Below are 17,071 nucleotides of genomic sequence, written 5' to 3' on the forward strand. Positions count from 1 at the left end.
AGCCAGAAGGCATTCATAGCCTTAAGAATGGGAGGTAGCATCATGTTTCGGGTGATGGAGAGACCAAAGCTTTACGAGCAGGTGGTCGATCAGATAAAGAATTTGATCATACAGGGAGTTTACAAAAAGGGAGAGCTTCTTCCCAGTGAGAAGGAGCTGATCGAGATGACGGGCGTCAGCCGCATCACGGTGCGGGAGGCGCTGAGGATCCTGGGAGAGGCCGGGGTCATAGAGACGCATAAGGGCAAGGGAAGCTTTGTGATGGTAGAGGGAAGCGACCTGGTAGAGGAAGATCAGGGAAAGGAAAGCTACACGGAGCAGTTCCTGAATTCAACCAATGCGCGTATCCTGCTGGAGCCTGCCATTGCGCGGGAGGTTGCCTCTATTGCAACGGAGGAGGAGCTTAGGGAGATTGAAAAGAGGATCAGAAGGGATAATCTGGAGGATGGTGATTTCCACCGCGCGATCATCACGGCGGCCCACAATCCAGTGCTCCTTAAGTGGTTCGATGAGCTGACCAATATGGAGAGCGAGCCGGTGATCCGCAGCCTGGTGCCTCCGGCAAGACAGAAAAACATGTCTGTCAGGATTGAGGAGCAGCACCAGAATATCTGCTCTGCCCTGAAGGCCCGCAACGGCGAATTTGCCTACTTTTATATGAAGGAGCATCTCATCTTTATCAGGGATGTCTATGAGGAATATTTTGAGGTATTTTATCACTAAATCTGCATGTGCCCGGCGGGCGGCAGGACTTTCATAGTAAACCTGCATGCGCCCAGCAGCGGACGCACTACCGCACCAAAAAAGTCTGGTGGGCGCATTGGGCATACCTGAATGCAAGCCGCCTATCCGGCGGCAGGACTTTCATAGTAAAGGAAATATAGGGAGGATGAAAGATGAAGCAGCACAAAAGAGGGAAAACTCCGGTAGAGGACGCTATTCTATCTATAGTAAGCGCAGTAGCAGCGCCTGGAAGGATCAGGAGGCTTCCGCTGATCCACAGCACAGGCCATGTGCTGGCAGAGGATGTGAGTGCAGTGCTGCCCCAGCCGCCCTTTGACCGCAGCCCCTTAGACGGCTATGCCCTGCGGGCATCTGATATCAAAGGAGCATCAAAGGAGCATCCCGTCGTTCTCCCTGTAAGCAGCTATATCCCGGCGGGAAGCGGTATACCGAAGCCCCTTCCTGAGGGAACGGCAGCCAGGATCATGACGGGAGCGGCTGTTCCCCGGGGGGCTGACTGTATTATCCGCCAGGAAGACACGGATGAGGGGGAGGAGAGAGCGGCCTTTTACGCATCCCTCCCTGCGGGAAGGAATATCTGCTTCTGCGGCGAGGACATTAAGGAGGGAGAATGTCTGGTTCCGAAGGGGACAAGGCTTACGTTTGCCCATATAGGCGTTCTGGCAGGGCAGGGTATCCGGGAGGTGCAGGTGTATGCCAATCCGAAGATTGCAGTGATGGCCACCGGCGATGAGCTGATCCCTCCGGAGGCAGAACCGGCTCCGGGAAAGATCTATGATTCCAACAGCATTATGATGTATTCCCGTCTTCTGGAGCTGGGAGTGGAAGCAGATGTATGGCCGGCAGGGCCGGATGACCCGGAAAAGCTGGCAGCCCTGGTAGACAGGCTGTTAGAGCAGTATTCCCTTGTGATCACGACAGGGGGCGTTTCCGTGGGAAGGAAGGATTATATGCCTGAGGTGGTGGACAGGCTGGGCCTTCAGCTCTTGTTTCATGGGATCGCGGCAAAGCCGGGAAGCCCTGTGTTAGCCGCTGTCCGTGACAGCAGTGTCCTGCTGGCCTTATCCGGCAATCCCTTTGCCAGCATTGCCACCTTTGAGCTTCTGGGCCTTCCTGCCATTGCGAAGCTGTCAGGGGAAAGCCAGTGGAAGCAGGTCAGGACCAGGGCAAGGCTGCGGGGGAACTTCGGGAAGCCGTCCAATGTCAGGCGGTTTATCCGGGCCAGGATCGAAGGCGGCTATGTGTCCATACCGGAAAAGGGACATTCCTCAGGAAGCATCGGTACTCTGGCGGGCTGCAACTGCCTGATCGATGTGCCGGAGGAAAGCGGGGCATTGAGCGATGGCGATGAAGTAGAGGTGTGGCTGTTTTAGGAAACACCACATTGCAGAAAGCATAGTATATCTACAGTCTGAGGGCAGATCCTTGCGGGATCTGCCCTATTATTGCGAAGTATCCGGAAAAATGCGCCAGTGACGTGTTTTGTAGGCTTCTGCCCATCCTGCGGGAGAAATTCTGCAGGAGGAGATCAGAAAGTGATTGTACCGCAGTGATACTTTGGTATACAATGTAAAATAGACGGGAGCATTGCGCTTATCATTACGAGGTGAGAGAGACATATGGAGAGAAAAAATACGATCATAGCTGATTTTACAACAGGGAGCGTGCCGAAAAAGATGCTGCAGTTTGCCCTGCCCCTTATCCTGTCGGGAATGCTGCAGACAGTGTACAGCATGGTGGATATGATGGTAGTGGGAAAATTTGTGGGAGGAGCCGCGCTGTCGGCAGTATCTATTGGCGGGGATGTGCTTACCATGCTGACCTTTGCCTCCATGGGGATCGCCAATGCTGCCCAGATCATCATTTCCCAGTATATTGGAGCCGGGCGCAGGGATATGGTGGTGAAGCTGATCGGTACGCTGTTCACCTTCCTGCTGGGCTGCGCTGTCTGTCTGACCGTGGTCTGTCTTACGATCCGGGGGCATATCATGAATTGGGTCAATACGCCGCCTGAGGCCTGGGATTATGCGAAGGATTACATAACCACATGCATCATTGGACTGGTGTTCATATATGGATATAACCTTGTCAGTGCGATCCTGCGCGGTATGGGAGACTCCAAAAGACCCTTTGCCTTTATTGCCATTGCCTCTGTGCTGAATCTGATCCTTGACCTTGTTTTTATCGGGAGATTCCATATGGCTGCCTTTGGCGCGGCCCTGGCCACTGTGATCGGACAGGGGATCAGCTTTTTCTGTGCTCTCTTTGTCTTGTTTAAGGAGCGGGAGGAGATCGGATTTGACTTTCGTCCCTCCAGCTTCCGTATGGACAGGCAGGTCATGGGGCCACTTTTAAAGCTGGGGATCCCCATGATGATCCAGTCGGCATCGATCACATTTTCCAAACTCTTTGTGAATTCCTGGATCAATTCCTATGGCTATGTTGCCTCGGCTGTGTCGGGTATTGGGACAAAGCTGGACACCATCAGCAATACCTTTGCCCAGGCCATCAATGCGGCGGGAGGTACCATGATCGCCCAAAATATCGGAGCCGGGAAAATAAAACGCGTTCCGAAGGCAATGGCGACCGCCTTTTTCATGGCCTTTTCCATTGCGTTTCCACTGGGGCTTGTCACCTTCCTTTTCCCGCAGGCGGTATTTGGTCTGTTCTGCGAGGAAGCGCCGATCCTGGAGATGGCCATGACCTATGTCCCGGTGGCTGTGCTGCTGTTCCTCAGCAGCGCCATGAGAGTACCCATGTTCTCACTGATCAATGGCTCCGGCATGTCAAAGCTGAATCTGGCAGTGGCGCTGTTGGACGGGCTTGTTATGCGCATCGGCCTTGCACTGATTTTGGGCCTGGCTTGTGGGATGGGAGTCTATGGGTTCTGGTACGGACATGCGGCATCCAGCTTTGTGCCCTTTGTGATTGGAGGGGTTTATTTCCTGTCAGGGAAATGGAAGACAGGAAAGGCGATCTAGGGCCGGCCGACAGCATAGAAGGAGGCAACCATGCAGCTGATCTCACTTCACATTAAAAATTTTAAATCCATTCAGGACCTGGAGCTTTCGGATCTGGAGCAGGCTCTGATCCTGGTGGGAAAAAATAATACGGGAAAGACAGGTATCCTGGATGCTGTCCGGGCGGCGTTCGGCTGTTACTGTGTGACAGAAGCGGATTTTAATGAAAAAAAGCAGAATATCGAGATTTCTGCTGTGCTGGCGCTGAACGATGAGGATCTTATGCGCCTTCACGCTGCGGGGAGTATCAGCACCTACAAACGTTTTGAGGCCTGGAAGAGGGATTTCTGCACAAAGCTGCCTTCTTTTCAGGACGGAAGGCTGTCCTTTACCTGCGTCATCAACCAGCGCGGAGAGCTCCGTTACCAGGACGGCCTGCACAAGCACAACCGCTATCTGCCGCAGCTGTTTCCGAGGCTGTATTTTATTGGCACAGAGCGGAACGTGAAGCCCTTTCAGGAGGATCTTCTGATGTCCCAGGAGGAGGAACAGCTGATCCGCCTCCGTGGAGGCCGCTGCATGTTCGATTCGGCCAAAGCCTGCAACCAGTGCTTTAGCTGTATTGGGCTGATCAACCAGAAGAAGCCGGAGGCATTGAACGTGATAGAAACCGCAAAGCTTCTGGAATATAAGATGTACCAGCTGAATCTCAACGACTTTTCCCGCAGAGTCAATGAGAACTACCGGAAAAATGGCGGCCGGGAGGAGATACTCTATACCTTGACCTGTGACCCGGACACCCTTTTCCACGTGACTGCCGAGGCCTGGCATGAGGAGCAGCAGCGCTTAAGTGCAGTGGAGCATTTGGGAAACGGCATGAAGAGCATTTACATGCTGTCCCTTCTGGAGACCTACATTGAAAATGAAAAGAAGATCCCCAGCATCATCCTGGTAGAATATCCGGAGCTGTTTCTGCACCCGTCCCTGCAGAAAACTGCCGGGGAGATCCTCTACCGCCTGTCAAAGAAAAACCAGGTGATCTTCTCCACCCACTCTCCGGCCATGATCTCCAATTTTACCAGCCGTCAGCTAAGGCAGGTGGTGCTGGATCCGGAGGGCTACTCTATGATCCGGCCTCATGCAGACATTGACCAGATACTGGACGACTTAGGCTACAGCGCCAATGATCTCCTGAATGTGGGTTTTGTGTTTATCGTGGAGGGAAAACAGGACAAAAGCCGTCTGCCCCTGCTTCTGGAAAAATATTATTCCGAGATCCACAGCCCGGACGGCACGCTGTCCCGGATCGCTATCATCACCACCAACAGCTGCACCAACATCCGCACCTACGCCAACTTAAAATATATGAATCAGGTCTACCTGCGGGATCAGTTTTTGATGATCCGGGACGGCGACGGAAAGGACCCGGACCAGCTGGCAGGACAGCTGTGCAGGTATTACGATGAGCGCAGCCTGGAGGACGCCGACAAGCTTCCAAAAGTCCGCCGGAGGAATGTGCTGATCCTGAAGTATTATTCCTTTGAGAACTATTTCCTGAATCCGGAGATCATGGCCCGCCTGGGGATTGTGGAAAGCGAGGAGGCCTTCTGGGAGACGCTGTTTGCAAAGTGGAAGGAATATCTGTACCGCTTAAGCAGCGGACGGGCTCTGACAGAGGCTTTGGGAAAGGAGATTGATTCCATCGGGGAGCTGAAGGAGCATTTTGAGGACATTAAGATCCATATACGGGGACATAATCTGTATGACATTTTTTATGGGCCCTTTAAGGACAGAGAGACGGAGATTTTGAGGCAGTATATTGATCTCGCTCCGCGGGAGGATTTTAGGGATATTCTGGATGGGATCGAGGTGTTTCCATTTTTTGATTGCAGGAAGGTATGATATGGGGGCAGTTGCCCCCTTTCTTCTTGCAGTATTTTGAAACGTATAAAAATAAAAAATTATAGAATTAGTAGTCAATAACACAAAATACATACAAAAATTAGAAAGCATATTGACAAAAATAGATAAAAATAGTATTATTTAATCACTAAAATGTTTTGAAACGTTTAAAAATAAAAAGAGGGGTTTTATATGAAGGAGAAGAAAACGATTTTTCCGCTTCTGCTGATACTGCCCACACTGCTGTTTTTGGCAGTATTCTGCGTGTACCCTATGGTCCGAGGCTTCGGGTATGCTCTAACGGATTATGAGAGGAGCAATCCTCTTGGCAGCCAATTTGTGGGATTGGAGAATTTTATCAAGATTTTCAAGGAAGACAGGGTATTTCGGGGCGCCCTGCTCACATCGGTAAAATGGGTGGTGCTTCAGGTAGGGCTTCAGCTTCTATTTGGAATGATATTTGCCTTGATCCTTAACCAGGAGTTTGTGGGGAGAGGTTTTGTGCGTACCTTTTGCTTTGCCCCTTGGGCTGTGTCCGGCGTACTCACCACTATGCTGTGGCTTCTGATCTACAATGAACACATCGGATTATTGAACAATGTATTGAAATTAGTTGGATTTGGGCATATTTCAAAGGCGTGGGTTCAAAATCTTGATACGGCCTTTGGCTCATTGGTCATTGCAGAGTTATGGCGCGGAATTCCATTTTTTACCATAAGCCTTCTGGGAGGACTTCAGACGGTTTCTCATGACCTGTACGAATCCGCCAGGATCGATGGGGCCAGCTCATGGGATTGCTTCTGGAGGATTACGCTTCCATTTATGAAGGAGTCCATTGTATTTGCTGCTTTAATGAGGACTATTTGGGAATTCCGATCAGTAGACATGATCATGACCATGACAAACGGAGGGCCAGTGAGGAGAACATTGACACTGCCTATCTACATGTACCAGACCTCCATAGAGAATGGCAAGTACGGATATGGTTCTGCTTTGACGGTGATCCTGTTCCTGATTATGACATTTTATGTATGCTTCTACTTAAAGATCAATGACTTTGGAAAGGGGGTAAATGAGTGATGAAGATAAAAACGAAACAACGGGTAAAGCGTTTCCTTTTGCTTTGGCTTCCTATGCTCCTATTTCTCCTGTTTATCGGGATTCCCCTGTTTTGGGCAGTATCCCTTTCACTAAGGGAAGGGAAGTCTGTTATCAGCGAGGCTTTCCGCCTGTTTCCCAATCCCGTTGTTTTTTCAAACTATGTATATGTCTGGGTGAAGCAGCGTCTGTCAGGATTTTTTATCAACAGCGTGATACTGTCCTTTGGATCTGTGATAGTGATCGCAGTGCTTTCCCTATTCAACGGATACGCTCTCAGCCGGTATGATTTTCCGTTTAAAAAGGTGTTCATGATCCTGCTTTTGATGACCCAGATGATTCCTATCATTTTTAATATGACCTCAACCTTTCTGCTGATGAGCCGCCTGAGGCTGACGAACTCCATGTTCGGCATCATCCTTCTGTATATTGCCTCCGGGCTGCCCTACAACAGTTTGATGATGAAGAGCTTTATAGGAGGAGTGCCAAAGGAGATTGACGAGGCAGCGGCCATTGACGGCTGCAACAGGGTCCAGATCATATTCAAGGTGATACTGCCCACGGTAGTGCCGGGATTCACTACCGTGATCGCCTATGCATTTATCAACTGCTGGAATGAGTACCTGCTGTCCTACACGCTGCTCACAGACTCTAAGAAATTCCCTATATCAGTGGGATTAAAATATCTGGTAGGAGAATACAGCACAGACTATGCGGTGCTGGCGGCAGGAAGCATTATTGCGCTGATTCCGCCTATCCTGCTGTTTGCATATGTTCAAAAGAATTTGGTAAGCGGTATGAGTGCAGGCGCTGTAAAGGGATAATGGTAACCATTATATAAGGTTTTCACAATATTTATAAAAAGGAGAGGGAACGATGAGAAAAAAGACAAAACAGCTTATGGCATTGGCAATGGCAGCAGTGATGGGTTTGACTGCCTGCAGCGGGGGAAGCGAAGGCAGTGCAGGGGGAACCACAGCTGCTACGTCAAAAGAGACCGCAGCAAAAGCGGCCGAGGGAGAAGCAAAGGAGGGCGCTTTAGGCGGTGGAGAGCAGATCACACTTTCCCTGTGGATGTCCTTTGCACCGGCGGAAAGGCAGGAATCAGTAGAAAAGGTGGTTGCAGAATATGAGGCAGAGCATCCAAATGTAAAGGTGGATATCACCTATCTCCCTGACGGAGGACTGGAAAAGGCCAGGCCAGCCTATGCAGCAGGAGAAGGGCCGGATGTTTACAGGGTAGGCATTGATCCCGAGTTCATCAAGGCAGGTTATGTGATTCCGTTGAACCAGTATGTGGACAGCTGGGAAGGCCGGGAAAACATGCTGGATAGTGCTATCAATTATGCAAAAAGCTATGATACCACAGGGGCCGGAAATCTCTACTACATGCCAATCGGCGCAACTGTCACTACCTTCTGGGTACGTTCAGACTGGATGAAGGAGGCAGGTGTGGATATCGACACCTGGGAGCATTTCTTTGAGGCTGTCCCGGCTATGACAGATAAGAGCCAGGAAAAATACGGTCTGGCAATCCGCGGAGGCTCAGGGGGCATGCTGTTCTTAGAGGCAATGATGTACTCCTACTCCGGTCTGACCTCTCTGTTTGATGAAAATGGAAAGACCACGATCAATGATCCAAGACATGTGGAGTTCGTTGATAAATATCTGGGCTTCTACAACAAGTGCACAGCAGAGGGCGACATTGGATATGATTACATTGCATTATCTGCGGCCTTTGACGCACAAAAGGCAGGAATCATCATTCACAACCTGGGTTCTGCCAATGATCACCTGAATGCATTTGACGGAGATATGACGAAGTTCGAGGCAAAGGGAATGCCTTTAAATGAAGGAGGGACCTCTGTGAACCCAATGAAGGCAGACGATGGCTTTATGATCTCTTCCTCCTGTAAGCACCCGGATGAGGCATTTGAACTGATTGCGAAATTCTCCCAGGGCGAGGGCCTAAGCGAGCACTGCCGCCAGTGGGGTAACATTCCTATGAACAAGGAAGTTCTGGAACAGGCAGAATGGCTTAAGGAATATCCGTGGTTTAAGGCGGCAGCAGACCTGCTTCTCAGCGATACTACCGTATTCTATGACGGCTATGTATGGCTTCCGAACCGCAAGAATATTTTAAATGAAATGCAGACCTATTCCCAGGAGGTTATGGTAGGACAGATGAGTGCCCAGGAATTCCTGGATATCTGGGCAGAAAAAGTCCAGCAGGACTATGATGAGAATGTAAAAAAGTAAAAACTGTGATAAAATGACTATAATGTAAAGCAGGGGGGATATCATGAGCTATCAGAGAGATTTTAAACAGCGGATCAAGGCGGCAGTCATAGGAGCAGGTTCTCATTGCTACCGCAATATCCTGCCTTCCATGACATATCTTCCGATAGAGCTTCTGGCAGTCTGCGATGTGAATATGGAAGCAGCCGCATATACGGCAAAGCAGTACGGCTGCCAGGCTTATAAGAGTTCCGGGGAAATGTTTCAGAAGGAGCCTGAAATTGAGGCTGTATTTATCAGTGTGGGAGCAGCTCTTCATCCGTCCCTGATACTGGAGTCACTTAACTGGGGCAGGCATGTGTGGGTGGAAAAGCCCATCTGCCTGCGGGCCAGCCAGATAAAAGATATGATGGAAAAACGCGGTGACCGGGTGGTGGTGGCTGGACTGAAAAAGGCCTTTACCCCGGCTGCTGAGAAGGCGAGGGAGCTGATAGCGTCACCGGAATATGGAAAGTTAAATTCTATTCTGGCCGTTTATCCAATGTCCATGCCTGAGGAAGGGAAAACGGTTTTAGAGAATGGAAGCATGCCAAACTGGCTGAGAAATGGAGTACATCCCCTTTCCTTTATGATCGGGGTGGCAGGCCATGTGGACAGTGTACAGGCGATTGTGAACCAAGCCGGCTTTGGGGCCGTGCTGCTCCAGTTTGAAAGCGGAGTCACAGGAACACTGCATCTGGCCTCGGGCCCTCAGCCGGATGCGGAGCGGTACAGCTTATTTGCAGATAAGTGGCAGTTGGATATTGAGGATGCAAGAGTTTCCCTGCGCAGAGGTATCTGTGATTTCAATTACAGAGGAACTACCAGCTACATTTCTCCTGCAGACAGAGGGGGATCCGTTGTATGGGATACCAACAGTTGTGTCGCCACTCTGGAAAACAAGGCGGAATTTGTGCAGGGGATGTACGGGGAAATGAAGTATTTCTGTGACTGTATCCTGGAAGGCCGGCGACCAGAGCTGGGAAGCCTGGAGATGGCTTTGGAGGTCATGGAGGTATATGAGGCAGCTCTTATCTCAGAAGGGAAAGTGGTAATGCTGCATTCATAGGGGGAAGAAGGGAAGATGAAATTTGGTATTTGCACGGATATCGAATGGGTATCAGAGGTAAAGAAAGCAGGATTTGATTATATTGAGCTGAAGGCCTATGATGTTGCGCTGGCCGGGGAAGAGAAATTTTGGGAAATACAAAGAGAGCTTGCGATGGCAGGACTTCCTTGCGAGGCAGTGAACTTTTTCTATCCTCCTTCTCTTTCTGTGGTTGGTCCGCAGATTGATAAACAGCAGATTTCCTCCTATATTGGGCGGGCGCTGGAACGCTGTGAGAGACTGGGAGTCAGAATGATCACGGTTGGAAGTTCAAAGTCCAGACGGATTCCAGATGGATTTTCTGAACGGGAAGCCAGAGAGCAATTTTCCGGCCAGCTCTATCAGATTGGAGAGAGGGCAAAAGCATTTGGCGCTGTTGTTGCTATTGAGCCGATCCGCCCATCCTCCACCAATTTTATCAATACCATTGCCCAGGCAGCCGAAGTCTGCCGTATGACAGGCCATCCGGCAGTGAGGGTGATGGCAGACTATTATCAGATGTATGGAGCAGGTGACAATGTGGAAGAGATTGCACACCGCCGGGAGCTTATCTGCCACCTTCACACCATAGAGCTGGAGAGAAAATGCTATCCTGTAAATCTGGAGGATGATGGCCAGATAGCTCTGTTTCAGGCATATGGGGGAGAACGGGCCAGCATTGAAGGGGCAGATTTTACAGATGTAGATACAGCGGCTGCTGCCTTAAAGGCCATGAGGCATTATGAGGAGCAGGGAGCAAAAGTAAAAAATAACAAGAGATAAAAGCAGATCAGCAGCAAAGAGGGAATGAATATGGGAATGAGCGTACAGGAAAAGGAAGGAAGGACGCAGGTTACGATCCGTGAAATTGCAAAGGAGGCAGGGGTATCCCTGGGTACGGTTTCCCATGTTTTAAACCGCACGGCTTCTGTTTCAGAGGAAAAGAGCAGAGCGGTCCTTGAGGCAGTGAAGAAGCTGGGATATAAGCCTAACCAGGCTGCCAGAATGCTTAAAAATAAAAATTCCAAAACCATTGGACTACTCCTCCCGGATATTGGAAATCCGTTCTATGCCGAGCTGGCAAGAGGTGCAGAGGATATGGCCAACAGTCATGAATATACCGTATTGGTGTGCAACAATGACCGTAATCCGGAGAAGGAGGAGCGGTATTTGTCTACCCTGGCAAACAAACAGGTAGATGGGATCATTGTGGTAAAATTGGCCAACAGCGTTGAAAAATTAAAGCAGTATTTTGCGCCAAAGCAGATCGTGCTGATCGACAGCGAGGAGCTGCCTTGTGAAAGAGAAAACAGCCAGATACAGATGGTGAATTTAAATGAGCGTGAAGGGGCTTCCATTGCCATGAACTATCTGTACCACAACGGACATAGGAACATTGCCCATATTGCAGGGCTGTTGGAATCCAACAGCAGCAGGGAGAGAAAAAGAGAATACTGTGACTTTATGAAGCGTATTGGTGTTTCCGAGGAGCAGTTGGTGATTGAAAATGGTACATATAGTTATTATGGCGGCTATCAGGCAATGAAGACGATATTAAACCGGAATCCGGAGGTCACGGGAGTGTTTGCCGCTAATGACCTTATGGGAATGGGAGCAATGCAGGCTATTCAGGACAGCGGAAGACGGGTACCGGAGGACATTTCTGTTATTGGCTATGATGATATCGAGCCCACAGAATATTGTACGCCTAAATTGACAACTATCAGGCAGCCTAAATATGAAATGGGACAGTATGGGATGGCGCTGGCATTAAAAGCACTGGGAGAAGATCAGGTGACATTGCCTCTTCTGCCGAGAAATTTCCTGATTGTCCGTCAGAGTGTTCAGAGAAAGAGGTAAACATACGAATGTACAACAGAGATAGTTTATTATATAAAAAAATATACGGATGCCTGTTAGGCGGACTGATCGGAGATGCCATGGGAGCTCCTACAGAGGATCTGACTTATCAGGAGATCGAGGAGCGGTATGGCTACGTGGAGGAATTTGAAGGCTCCGGCACAGATGATTCCGCTATTAAGCTGGTACTCTGTGATGCGATCATTGAGAGCAAAGGCTATGTAACGGCAGACGAGTTTGCAGAGGCATTTTTACGCAACAAGGAGGCCTATTATGACATGTTTTTTATCCCAGTAAAAAATATGTTCCATAAAATTGAGAGTAAGCTGGAGCTTCCGGTATATGCTGGGCTGGGAAATATGCACAGCAGCTCCAGCGCAATGTCTATTTCTCCGATGGGAATTATCAACGCATGCAATCCCAGACAGGCAGCTTTGGAGACATACGATGTGGCCGGGCTGATCCACGCAGGAGTATCTACCTTCTGCAGGGACGGTGCCAGCGCAATGGCAGCTGCAGTGGCTGAAGCCATGGATCCTCAGGCGGATGTGGAATCAGTGGTAGAGGCGGCTTCAGCCTATCTTCACAGAACCAGCTCCTGGGAAATGCTCGAAAATATAGAAAAGGGCATGAGACTAGCAAGAGAGACCGGAGATTATAAGAAATTCCGGGAGGAATTTTATAAGCATATGCTGCGGGATATTGTAAGCGATTCCAGGGAAACCATTCCTTGTGTGCTGGCACTGTTCTATCTGGCAGAAGGAGATCCGGTAAAGTCGATCCAGTATGCGGCGAATCTGGGGCGGGATGCAGATACTATCGGAGCAATGGTAGGAGCCCTTGCAGGCGCGTATGCAGGAATTGACGGCTTTCGGCCTGCATGGATAGACAAGGTGGAGGCCACCTACGGACAAAAGCAGAAGAACAGCAAGGCAGTTAAGACAGAGGCAGTGATGCCGGATCAGCGCAGGCTGGCAGAGCAGCTTATGGAAATCGTGGAAAAGCGCAGGCAGGAGGCCAGAAGGGTTTGTGGCTGTCTTGATGCGTTAGCTGAGACTAATTAAAAAAGAAGAGGCTGAAGGAAGGGCAATAGAGGAATGAAGCAGACAGGGGTTATCTATATTGGAAATGACCACGGAGGCTACGGCCTTAAGCTGGCTATTGTAAAGAGGCTGAAAGAGCTGGGGATTGCCTGTGTTGATATTGGGACGGACTCAGAGGATATTGTACGTTATCCTTACTATGCGGCCGAGGTGGCAAAGGCGGTAGCAGAGGGCAAAGGAGACCGGGGGATCCTCATCTGTTCTACAGGCATTGGCATGAGTATTATTGCGAATCGTTTTAAAGGGGTCAGGGCATCCTTATGTACAGATACCTATATGGCAAAGATGACAAGAAAGCATAATGACTCCAATCTGTTATGTCTGGGAGGGAAGATCACAGGAGAGTTTGAGGCCCTTGATATTCTGGAGACCTGGCTTTCTGAAGAATATGAGGGAGGCCGCCATGACATTTCCCTGGGACTTATAGAGGAAGCAGAAAAAGAATTGTGCTGCGGGGAAATACCGCCTCTGGAAGAACTATTTCCAGGTGACAGGAAATAAGTGGCCGGAGGTCTGAAAGGAGAAGCAGGATGAAGACAGCAGTAACAATCGCAGGGGCAGAGGCAAAGGCATCTGCTTTTGTGGTCTGGAGAGGCTTTGAGGAGTCCATACGAAAGGCTGCGGAATACGGCTATGATGGGGTAGAGCTGGCATTAAAGGGCGCAGAGGAGATAAGACCTGCTGATATAAGGCACTGGATGAAAGAGTATCACATGGAGGTAAGCTGCATTACCACAGGCCAGGTATTTGCAGATAGGGGACTATATTTTACCCACCCGGATCCGGAGATAAGAAAAAAGGCGATCGAAGTATTTTCAGGACTTATCGATCTGGCAGGGGAATTTGGAGGGCTTGTAAATGCTGGCAGGACCAGGGGCTTTGTGGGTCCTGGACAGACGAGAAAAGAGGCGGAGAACCTGTTTGTGGATACCATGCAGGTACTCTGCGACAGGGCAGAAAGACGCCAGGTACAGCTTATTATTGAACCGGTTAACCGCTATGAGATCAACTTTATCAACAACCTGGACCAGGGCGCTGCCCTTTTGGAAAAGGTACAGAGAGTAAACTGCGGCCTCCATGCTGATGTATTTCATATGAATATTGAGGATGACAGCATCGGCGGGAGTCTGATACGGAATGGAAAATGGGTGCGCTATATACATTTTGCAGACTCCAACCGTTTAGCGCCAGGACTGGGACATCTGGATTTTGATGAGGTACTGGGGGCTCTTAAGGTGATCCACTATGATGGCTGGGTCTCTGTGGAGATCCTTCCAGGCGGGAACCCGGATGACATGGCGAGGAAGGCAATTGATTTTATAAGACCGAAGGTTATGAGGTATAACGGAAATTGGGAGGGGAAATAACATGTTGAATGCTGATAGAAAGATGGAGCTGGACAAAAAGTGTCTTCAGTTCCGCAATGATCTGATCGATCTGCTGCACAGCATACAGACAGGGCATCCGGGAGGCTCCCTGTCATGCACGGAAATATTGACAACACTATATTTTGACTGTATGGATATTGATCCCCAGAATCCGAAAAAGGAGGGACGGGACAGGCTGATCTTAAGCAAAGGCCACGGAGCCCCCATGCTTTATCTGGTTCTGGCGGAGTTGGGCTATTTCCCCAAGGAGGATCTAAAGACCCTGCGCCAGACGGGCTCCTATCTTCAGGGCCATCCCTGTGTTCACAAGACTCCTGGGGTAGAGCTTTCCACAGGCCCATTGGGGCTGGGACTGGGAGCAGGTATCGGTATGGCTCTGGGAGAGAGGTTAAAGGGCAGCAATGCCTATATTTATGTGGTTCTGGGAGATGGAGAGATCCAGGAGGGTGCTATCTGGGAGGCAGCTATGGCAGGCTCAAAATTTAAGACTACCCATTGTATTGCTGTTCTGGACAATAATGGGGTACAACTGGATGGAACTAATGAGGAGATCATGCCAATGGGCGATATTGGCGCAAAATGGGCAGCCTTTGGCTGGAATGTCATCCATTGTGATGGACATAATGTCATGGAGATCAAGGAAGCCGTGGAGGCAGCGAAAAAAGAGAAGGAAAAGCCCTCCATCCTTATCTGCAAGACAGTAAAAGGCAAGGGCGTTTCCTTTATGGAAGGAAAGAGTGCCTGGCATGGAAAGGCGATTGGACAGGAGGAATACGCGCAGGCAAAGGCAGAGTTAGGAGGGGTGTTTCAGTGAGTGGAAATATAGCGATTCGTGATGCCTATGGACAGGCGTTAAAGGAATTAGGCGCTTTAAATAAAAAAGTAGTCGCGCTGGAAGCAGATGTAGGCGGCTCCACAAAATCCATATTATTTGGAAAGGAGTACCCGGGCCGATACTTTAACGTAGGAATCAGTGAGCTGAATATGGTGAGCATGTCCGCGGGGCTGGCTCTTACTGGCTTTATTCCCTATGTCAATACCTTTGCCGTGTTTATGTCCACAAGGGCCTTAGACCCGGTGCAGTCCCTGATCGCCTATGATCACCTGAATGTCCGTCTCTGCGGCACCTATTGCGGTCTCTCTGACTCCTATGACGGAGCCAGCCATCAGGCCATGACAGATATGGCGGCTATGCGGGCCATTCCCGGTATGACGGTGATATCTGTGGCAGATGCTGTTGAGACAAAAAGGGCTGTATTTGCGCTGGCAGACTTTGAAGGGCCTGTCTACCTCAGGCTTTCCAGGGCTCCGGCACCTGTGATATATGGTGATGATTTCAGATTTGAGATTGGAAAAGGCGTTATGTTAAGAGAAGGAACGGATGTGACAATCATCGCTACAGGAACGGTGCTCCATAAAGCTTTGGAGGCGGCAGAGCTTTTGGAAAGAGAGGGCATACAGGCCGCTGTTGTGGATATGCATACCGTGCAGCCTATTGACCGGGAACTGGTTCTGGCGTGTGCAAAAAGGACAGGAGCAGTTCTGACTGTGGAGGAGCATTCCATTTACGGTGGATTGGGAAGTGCAGTGGCGGAGGTTTTGTCAGAAGAATATCCGGTGCCGGTGTCCATTTTAGGAACAACAGAATTTGCAGAGTCCGGTGATCTGGATGAGTTAATGGAAAAATATGGGTTTGGTGCAAGGAATATTGCAGCTAGGGCAAAAGAAGTCATGACAAGGAAAGGAATGAAACAATGAGAGAATCCATCCATAAATATTTTCAGGTAGGGACCATCCGCTGGATGTCATTTCCCAAAATGGGAGTCGTGGAATCGGTTAAAAGGATCGCCGCTGACGATTATTTTGATGCGATTGAGATCACAAAATGCAAGGATGACGAGGAGCGTGAAGCGGTCAAGAAGCTTTTGGAGCAGTCCCATCTTAAGGTCTGCTACGGCGCTCAGCCCAGGCTGTTAGGCCCGAAGCTGAATCCCAACGACATTGATGAGGAGGGAAGGAAGGCGGCAGAGGCTACTCTCCTGGAGGCCATTGACGAGGCGGAATACCTGGGGGCAAAGGGGATCGCATTTCTGGCAGGAAAATGGCAGGAGGCCACAAAGGATGAGGCCTATGCCCAGCTTTTAAAGACCACCAGGAATCTCTGCGATTATGCTGCAAAGAAGAACATGATGGTAGAGCTGGAGGTATTTGACTTTGATATGGACAAAGCAGCCCTCATTGGCCCGGCTCCCTATGCGGCAAGGTTTGCAGCCGATATGCGCACCACCCACAGCAATTTCGGCCTGTTAGTGGACCTGTCCCATTTCCCCACCACCTATGAGACCTCTAAGTTTGTCATCCGGACGCTGCGCCCCTATATCACCCATCTCCACTTTGGAAATGCAGTGGTAAAGGAAGGCTGTATTGGATACGGCGACAAGCATCCACGCTTTGGCTTCCCGGAAAGCGCCAACGATACACCGGAGCTGGTTGATTACCTGACTGTGTTAAAGCAGGAGGGCTTCTTCAACGCAAAGGATCCCATGGTACTGTCTATGGAGGTGACTTTGGTGGGAGACGAGGATGAGGAGATTGTTTTGGCAAACACGAAGAGAGTGCTGAACCGTGCCTGGGCGTTAGTGGAGGACTGAC

Annotated in this window: 16 protein-coding genes; all 16 read left to right on the forward strand. The window is 49.9% G+C overall.

What is annotated here, in order from left to right:
* The first annotated feature begins 42 nt into the window (after positions 1 to 42).
* The 16 genes from LIZ87_RS07195 (at position 43) to LIZ87_RS07270 (ending at position 17,070) form a co-directional block, all read left to right on the forward strand.
* Positions 43 to 723, forward strand: coding sequence for a FadR/GntR family transcriptional regulator (locus LIZ87_RS07195; protein ID WP_227146039.1), 681 nt, complete (start codon positions 43 to 45; stop codon positions 721 to 723).
* 173 nt (positions 724 to 896) lie between these two features.
* Complete coding sequence (locus tag LIZ87_RS07200; RefSeq protein ID WP_178317056.1) at positions 897 to 2,117, forward strand: molybdopterin molybdotransferase MoeA; 1,221 nt, start codon at positions 897 to 899, stop codon at positions 2,115 to 2,117.
* A gap of 246 nt (positions 2,118 to 2,363) precedes the next feature.
* Positions 2,364 to 3,725: an MATE family efflux transporter gene (locus LIZ87_RS07205; protein ID WP_178317057.1), complete on the forward strand. Its 1,362-nt coding sequence runs from the start codon at positions 2,364 to 2,366 to the stop codon at positions 3,723 to 3,725.
* A 30-nt stretch (positions 3,726 to 3,755) separates the two neighbouring features.
* On the forward strand, positions 3,756 to 5,606 hold the full coding sequence (locus LIZ87_RS07210) for an ATP-dependent nuclease (protein ID WP_227146041.1): 1,851 nt from the start codon (positions 3,756 to 3,758) through the stop codon (positions 5,604 to 5,606).
* A gap of 192 nt (positions 5,607 to 5,798) precedes the next feature.
* Positions 5,799 to 6,686 carry a carbohydrate ABC transporter permease gene (locus LIZ87_RS07215; RefSeq protein WP_178316039.1) on the forward strand — a complete coding sequence of 296 codons (888 nt, stop codon included), beginning with the start codon at positions 5,799 to 5,801 and terminating at the stop codon, positions 6,684 to 6,686.
* A complete protein-coding gene (locus tag LIZ87_RS07220) occupies positions 6,686 to 7,528 on the forward strand; it encodes a carbohydrate ABC transporter permease (protein ID WP_227146095.1) in 843 nt (280 codons plus the stop codon). The genes LIZ87_RS07215 and LIZ87_RS07220 overlap by 1 nt, the downstream gene beginning before the upstream one ends.
* A 52-nt stretch (positions 7,529 to 7,580) precedes the next feature.
* On the forward strand, positions 7,581 to 8,963 hold the full coding sequence (locus LIZ87_RS07225; RefSeq protein WP_227146043.1) for an ABC transporter substrate-binding protein: 1,383 nt from the start codon (positions 7,581 to 7,583) through the stop codon (positions 8,961 to 8,963).
* A 43-nt stretch (positions 8,964 to 9,006) separates the two neighbouring features.
* A complete protein-coding gene (locus LIZ87_RS07230; RefSeq protein WP_178313331.1) occupies positions 9,007 to 10,050 on the forward strand; it encodes a Gfo/Idh/MocA family protein in 1,044 nt (347 codons plus the stop codon).
* Positions 10,051 to 10,065: 15 nt separating this feature from the next.
* Positions 10,066 to 10,851 carry a sugar phosphate isomerase/epimerase family protein gene (locus tag LIZ87_RS07235; protein WP_178313328.1) on the forward strand — a complete coding sequence of 262 codons (786 nt, stop codon included), beginning with the start codon at positions 10,066 to 10,068 and terminating at the stop codon, positions 10,849 to 10,851.
* 30 nt (positions 10,852 to 10,881) lie between these two features.
* Positions 10,882 to 11,928: a LacI family DNA-binding transcriptional regulator gene (locus tag LIZ87_RS07240; protein WP_227146045.1), complete on the forward strand. Its 1,047-nt coding sequence runs from the start codon at positions 10,882 to 10,884 to the stop codon at positions 11,926 to 11,928.
* Positions 11,929 to 11,936: 8 nt separating this feature from the next.
* The gene (locus LIZ87_RS07245; protein WP_178313324.1) at positions 11,937 to 12,992 is read left to right on the forward strand and encodes an ADP-ribosylglycohydrolase family protein; all 1,056 of its coding nucleotides are present in this window, start codon (positions 11,937 to 11,939) and stop codon (positions 12,990 to 12,992) included.
* Positions 12,993 to 13,025: 33 nt separating this feature from the next.
* Complete coding sequence (gene rpiB / locus LIZ87_RS07250; RefSeq protein WP_178313322.1) at positions 13,026 to 13,532, forward strand: ribose 5-phosphate isomerase B; 507 nt, start codon at positions 13,026 to 13,028, stop codon at positions 13,530 to 13,532.
* Positions 13,533 to 13,561: 29 nt separating this feature from the next.
* Complete coding sequence (locus LIZ87_RS07255) at positions 13,562 to 14,398, forward strand: sugar phosphate isomerase/epimerase family protein (protein WP_178313321.1); 837 nt, start codon at positions 13,562 to 13,564, stop codon at positions 14,396 to 14,398.
* A 1-nt stretch (position 14,399) separates the two neighbouring features.
* Entirely contained in the window at positions 14,400 to 15,233 is an 834-nt protein-coding gene (locus LIZ87_RS07260; RefSeq protein ID WP_330664563.1) for a transketolase, read from the forward strand.
* Positions 15,230 to 16,177 carry a transketolase family protein gene (locus tag LIZ87_RS07265; RefSeq protein ID WP_178313865.1) on the forward strand — a complete coding sequence of 316 codons (948 nt, stop codon included), beginning with the start codon at positions 15,230 to 15,232 and terminating at the stop codon, positions 16,175 to 16,177. Before LIZ87_RS07260 ends, LIZ87_RS07265 begins: the two co-directional genes overlap by 4 nt.
* A complete protein-coding gene (locus LIZ87_RS07270; RefSeq protein ID WP_227146048.1) occupies positions 16,174 to 17,070 on the forward strand; it encodes a sugar phosphate isomerase/epimerase family protein in 897 nt (298 codons plus the stop codon). Before LIZ87_RS07265 ends, LIZ87_RS07270 begins: the two co-directional genes overlap by 4 nt.
* Position 17,071 lies beyond the last annotated feature (1 nt).

It is taken from the genome of Lacrimispora sp. 210928-DFI.3.58 (assembly GCF_020554865.1).
In the GTDB taxonomy this organism is placed as follows: Bacteria; Bacillota; Clostridia; order Lachnospirales; family Lachnospiraceae; genus Enterocloster.

Excerpts from the sequence above, each read along its gene's own strand:
- LIZ87_RS07220 (WP_227146095.1), top strand. The coding sequence starts at position 6,686 with ATGAAGATAAAAACGAAACAACGGGTAAAGCGTTTCCTTTTGCTTTGG.
- LIZ87_RS07255 (WP_178313321.1), top strand. The coding sequence starts at position 13,562 with ATGAAGACAGCAGTAACAATCGCAGGGGCAGAGGCAAAGGCATCTGCT.
- LIZ87_RS07195 (WP_227146039.1), top strand. The coding sequence starts at position 43 with ATGTTTCGGGTGATGGAGAGACCAAAGCTTTACGAGCAGGTGGTCGAT.
- LIZ87_RS07260 (WP_330664563.1), top strand. The coding sequence starts at position 14,400 with ATGTTGAATGCTGATAGAAAGATGGAGCTGGACAAAAAGTGTCTTCAG.
- LIZ87_RS07225 (WP_227146043.1), top strand. The coding sequence starts at position 7,581 with ATGAGAAAAAAGACAAAACAGCTTATGGCATTGGCAATGGCAGCAGTG.
- LIZ87_RS07245 (WP_178313324.1), top strand. The coding sequence starts at position 11,937 with ATGTACAACAGAGATAGTTTATTATATAAAAAAATATACGGATGCCTG.
- rpiB (WP_178313322.1), top strand. The coding sequence starts at position 13,026 with ATGAAGCAGACAGGGGTTATCTATATTGGAAATGACCACGGAGGCTAC.
- LIZ87_RS07200 (WP_178317056.1), top strand. The coding sequence starts at position 897 with ATGAAGCAGCACAAAAGAGGGAAAACTCCGGTAGAGGACGCTATTCTA.
- LIZ87_RS07240 (WP_227146045.1), top strand. The coding sequence starts at position 10,882 with ATGGGAATGAGCGTACAGGAAAAGGAAGGAAGGACGCAGGTTACGATC.
- LIZ87_RS07230 (WP_178313331.1), top strand. The coding sequence starts at position 9,007 with ATGAGCTATCAGAGAGATTTTAAACAGCGGATCAAGGCGGCAGTCATA.
- LIZ87_RS07270 (WP_227146048.1), top strand. The coding sequence starts at position 16,174 with ATGAGAGAATCCATCCATAAATATTTTCAGGTAGGGACCATCCGCTGG.
- LIZ87_RS07210 (WP_227146041.1), top strand. The coding sequence starts at position 3,756 with ATGCAGCTGATCTCACTTCACATTAAAAATTTTAAATCCATTCAGGAC.
- LIZ87_RS07215 (WP_178316039.1), top strand. The coding sequence starts at position 5,799 with ATGAAGGAGAAGAAAACGATTTTTCCGCTTCTGCTGATACTGCCCACA.
- LIZ87_RS07235 (WP_178313328.1), top strand. The coding sequence starts at position 10,066 with ATGAAATTTGGTATTTGCACGGATATCGAATGGGTATCAGAGGTAAAG.
- LIZ87_RS07205 (WP_178317057.1), top strand. The coding sequence starts at position 2,364 with ATGGAGAGAAAAAATACGATCATAGCTGATTTTACAACAGGGAGCGTG.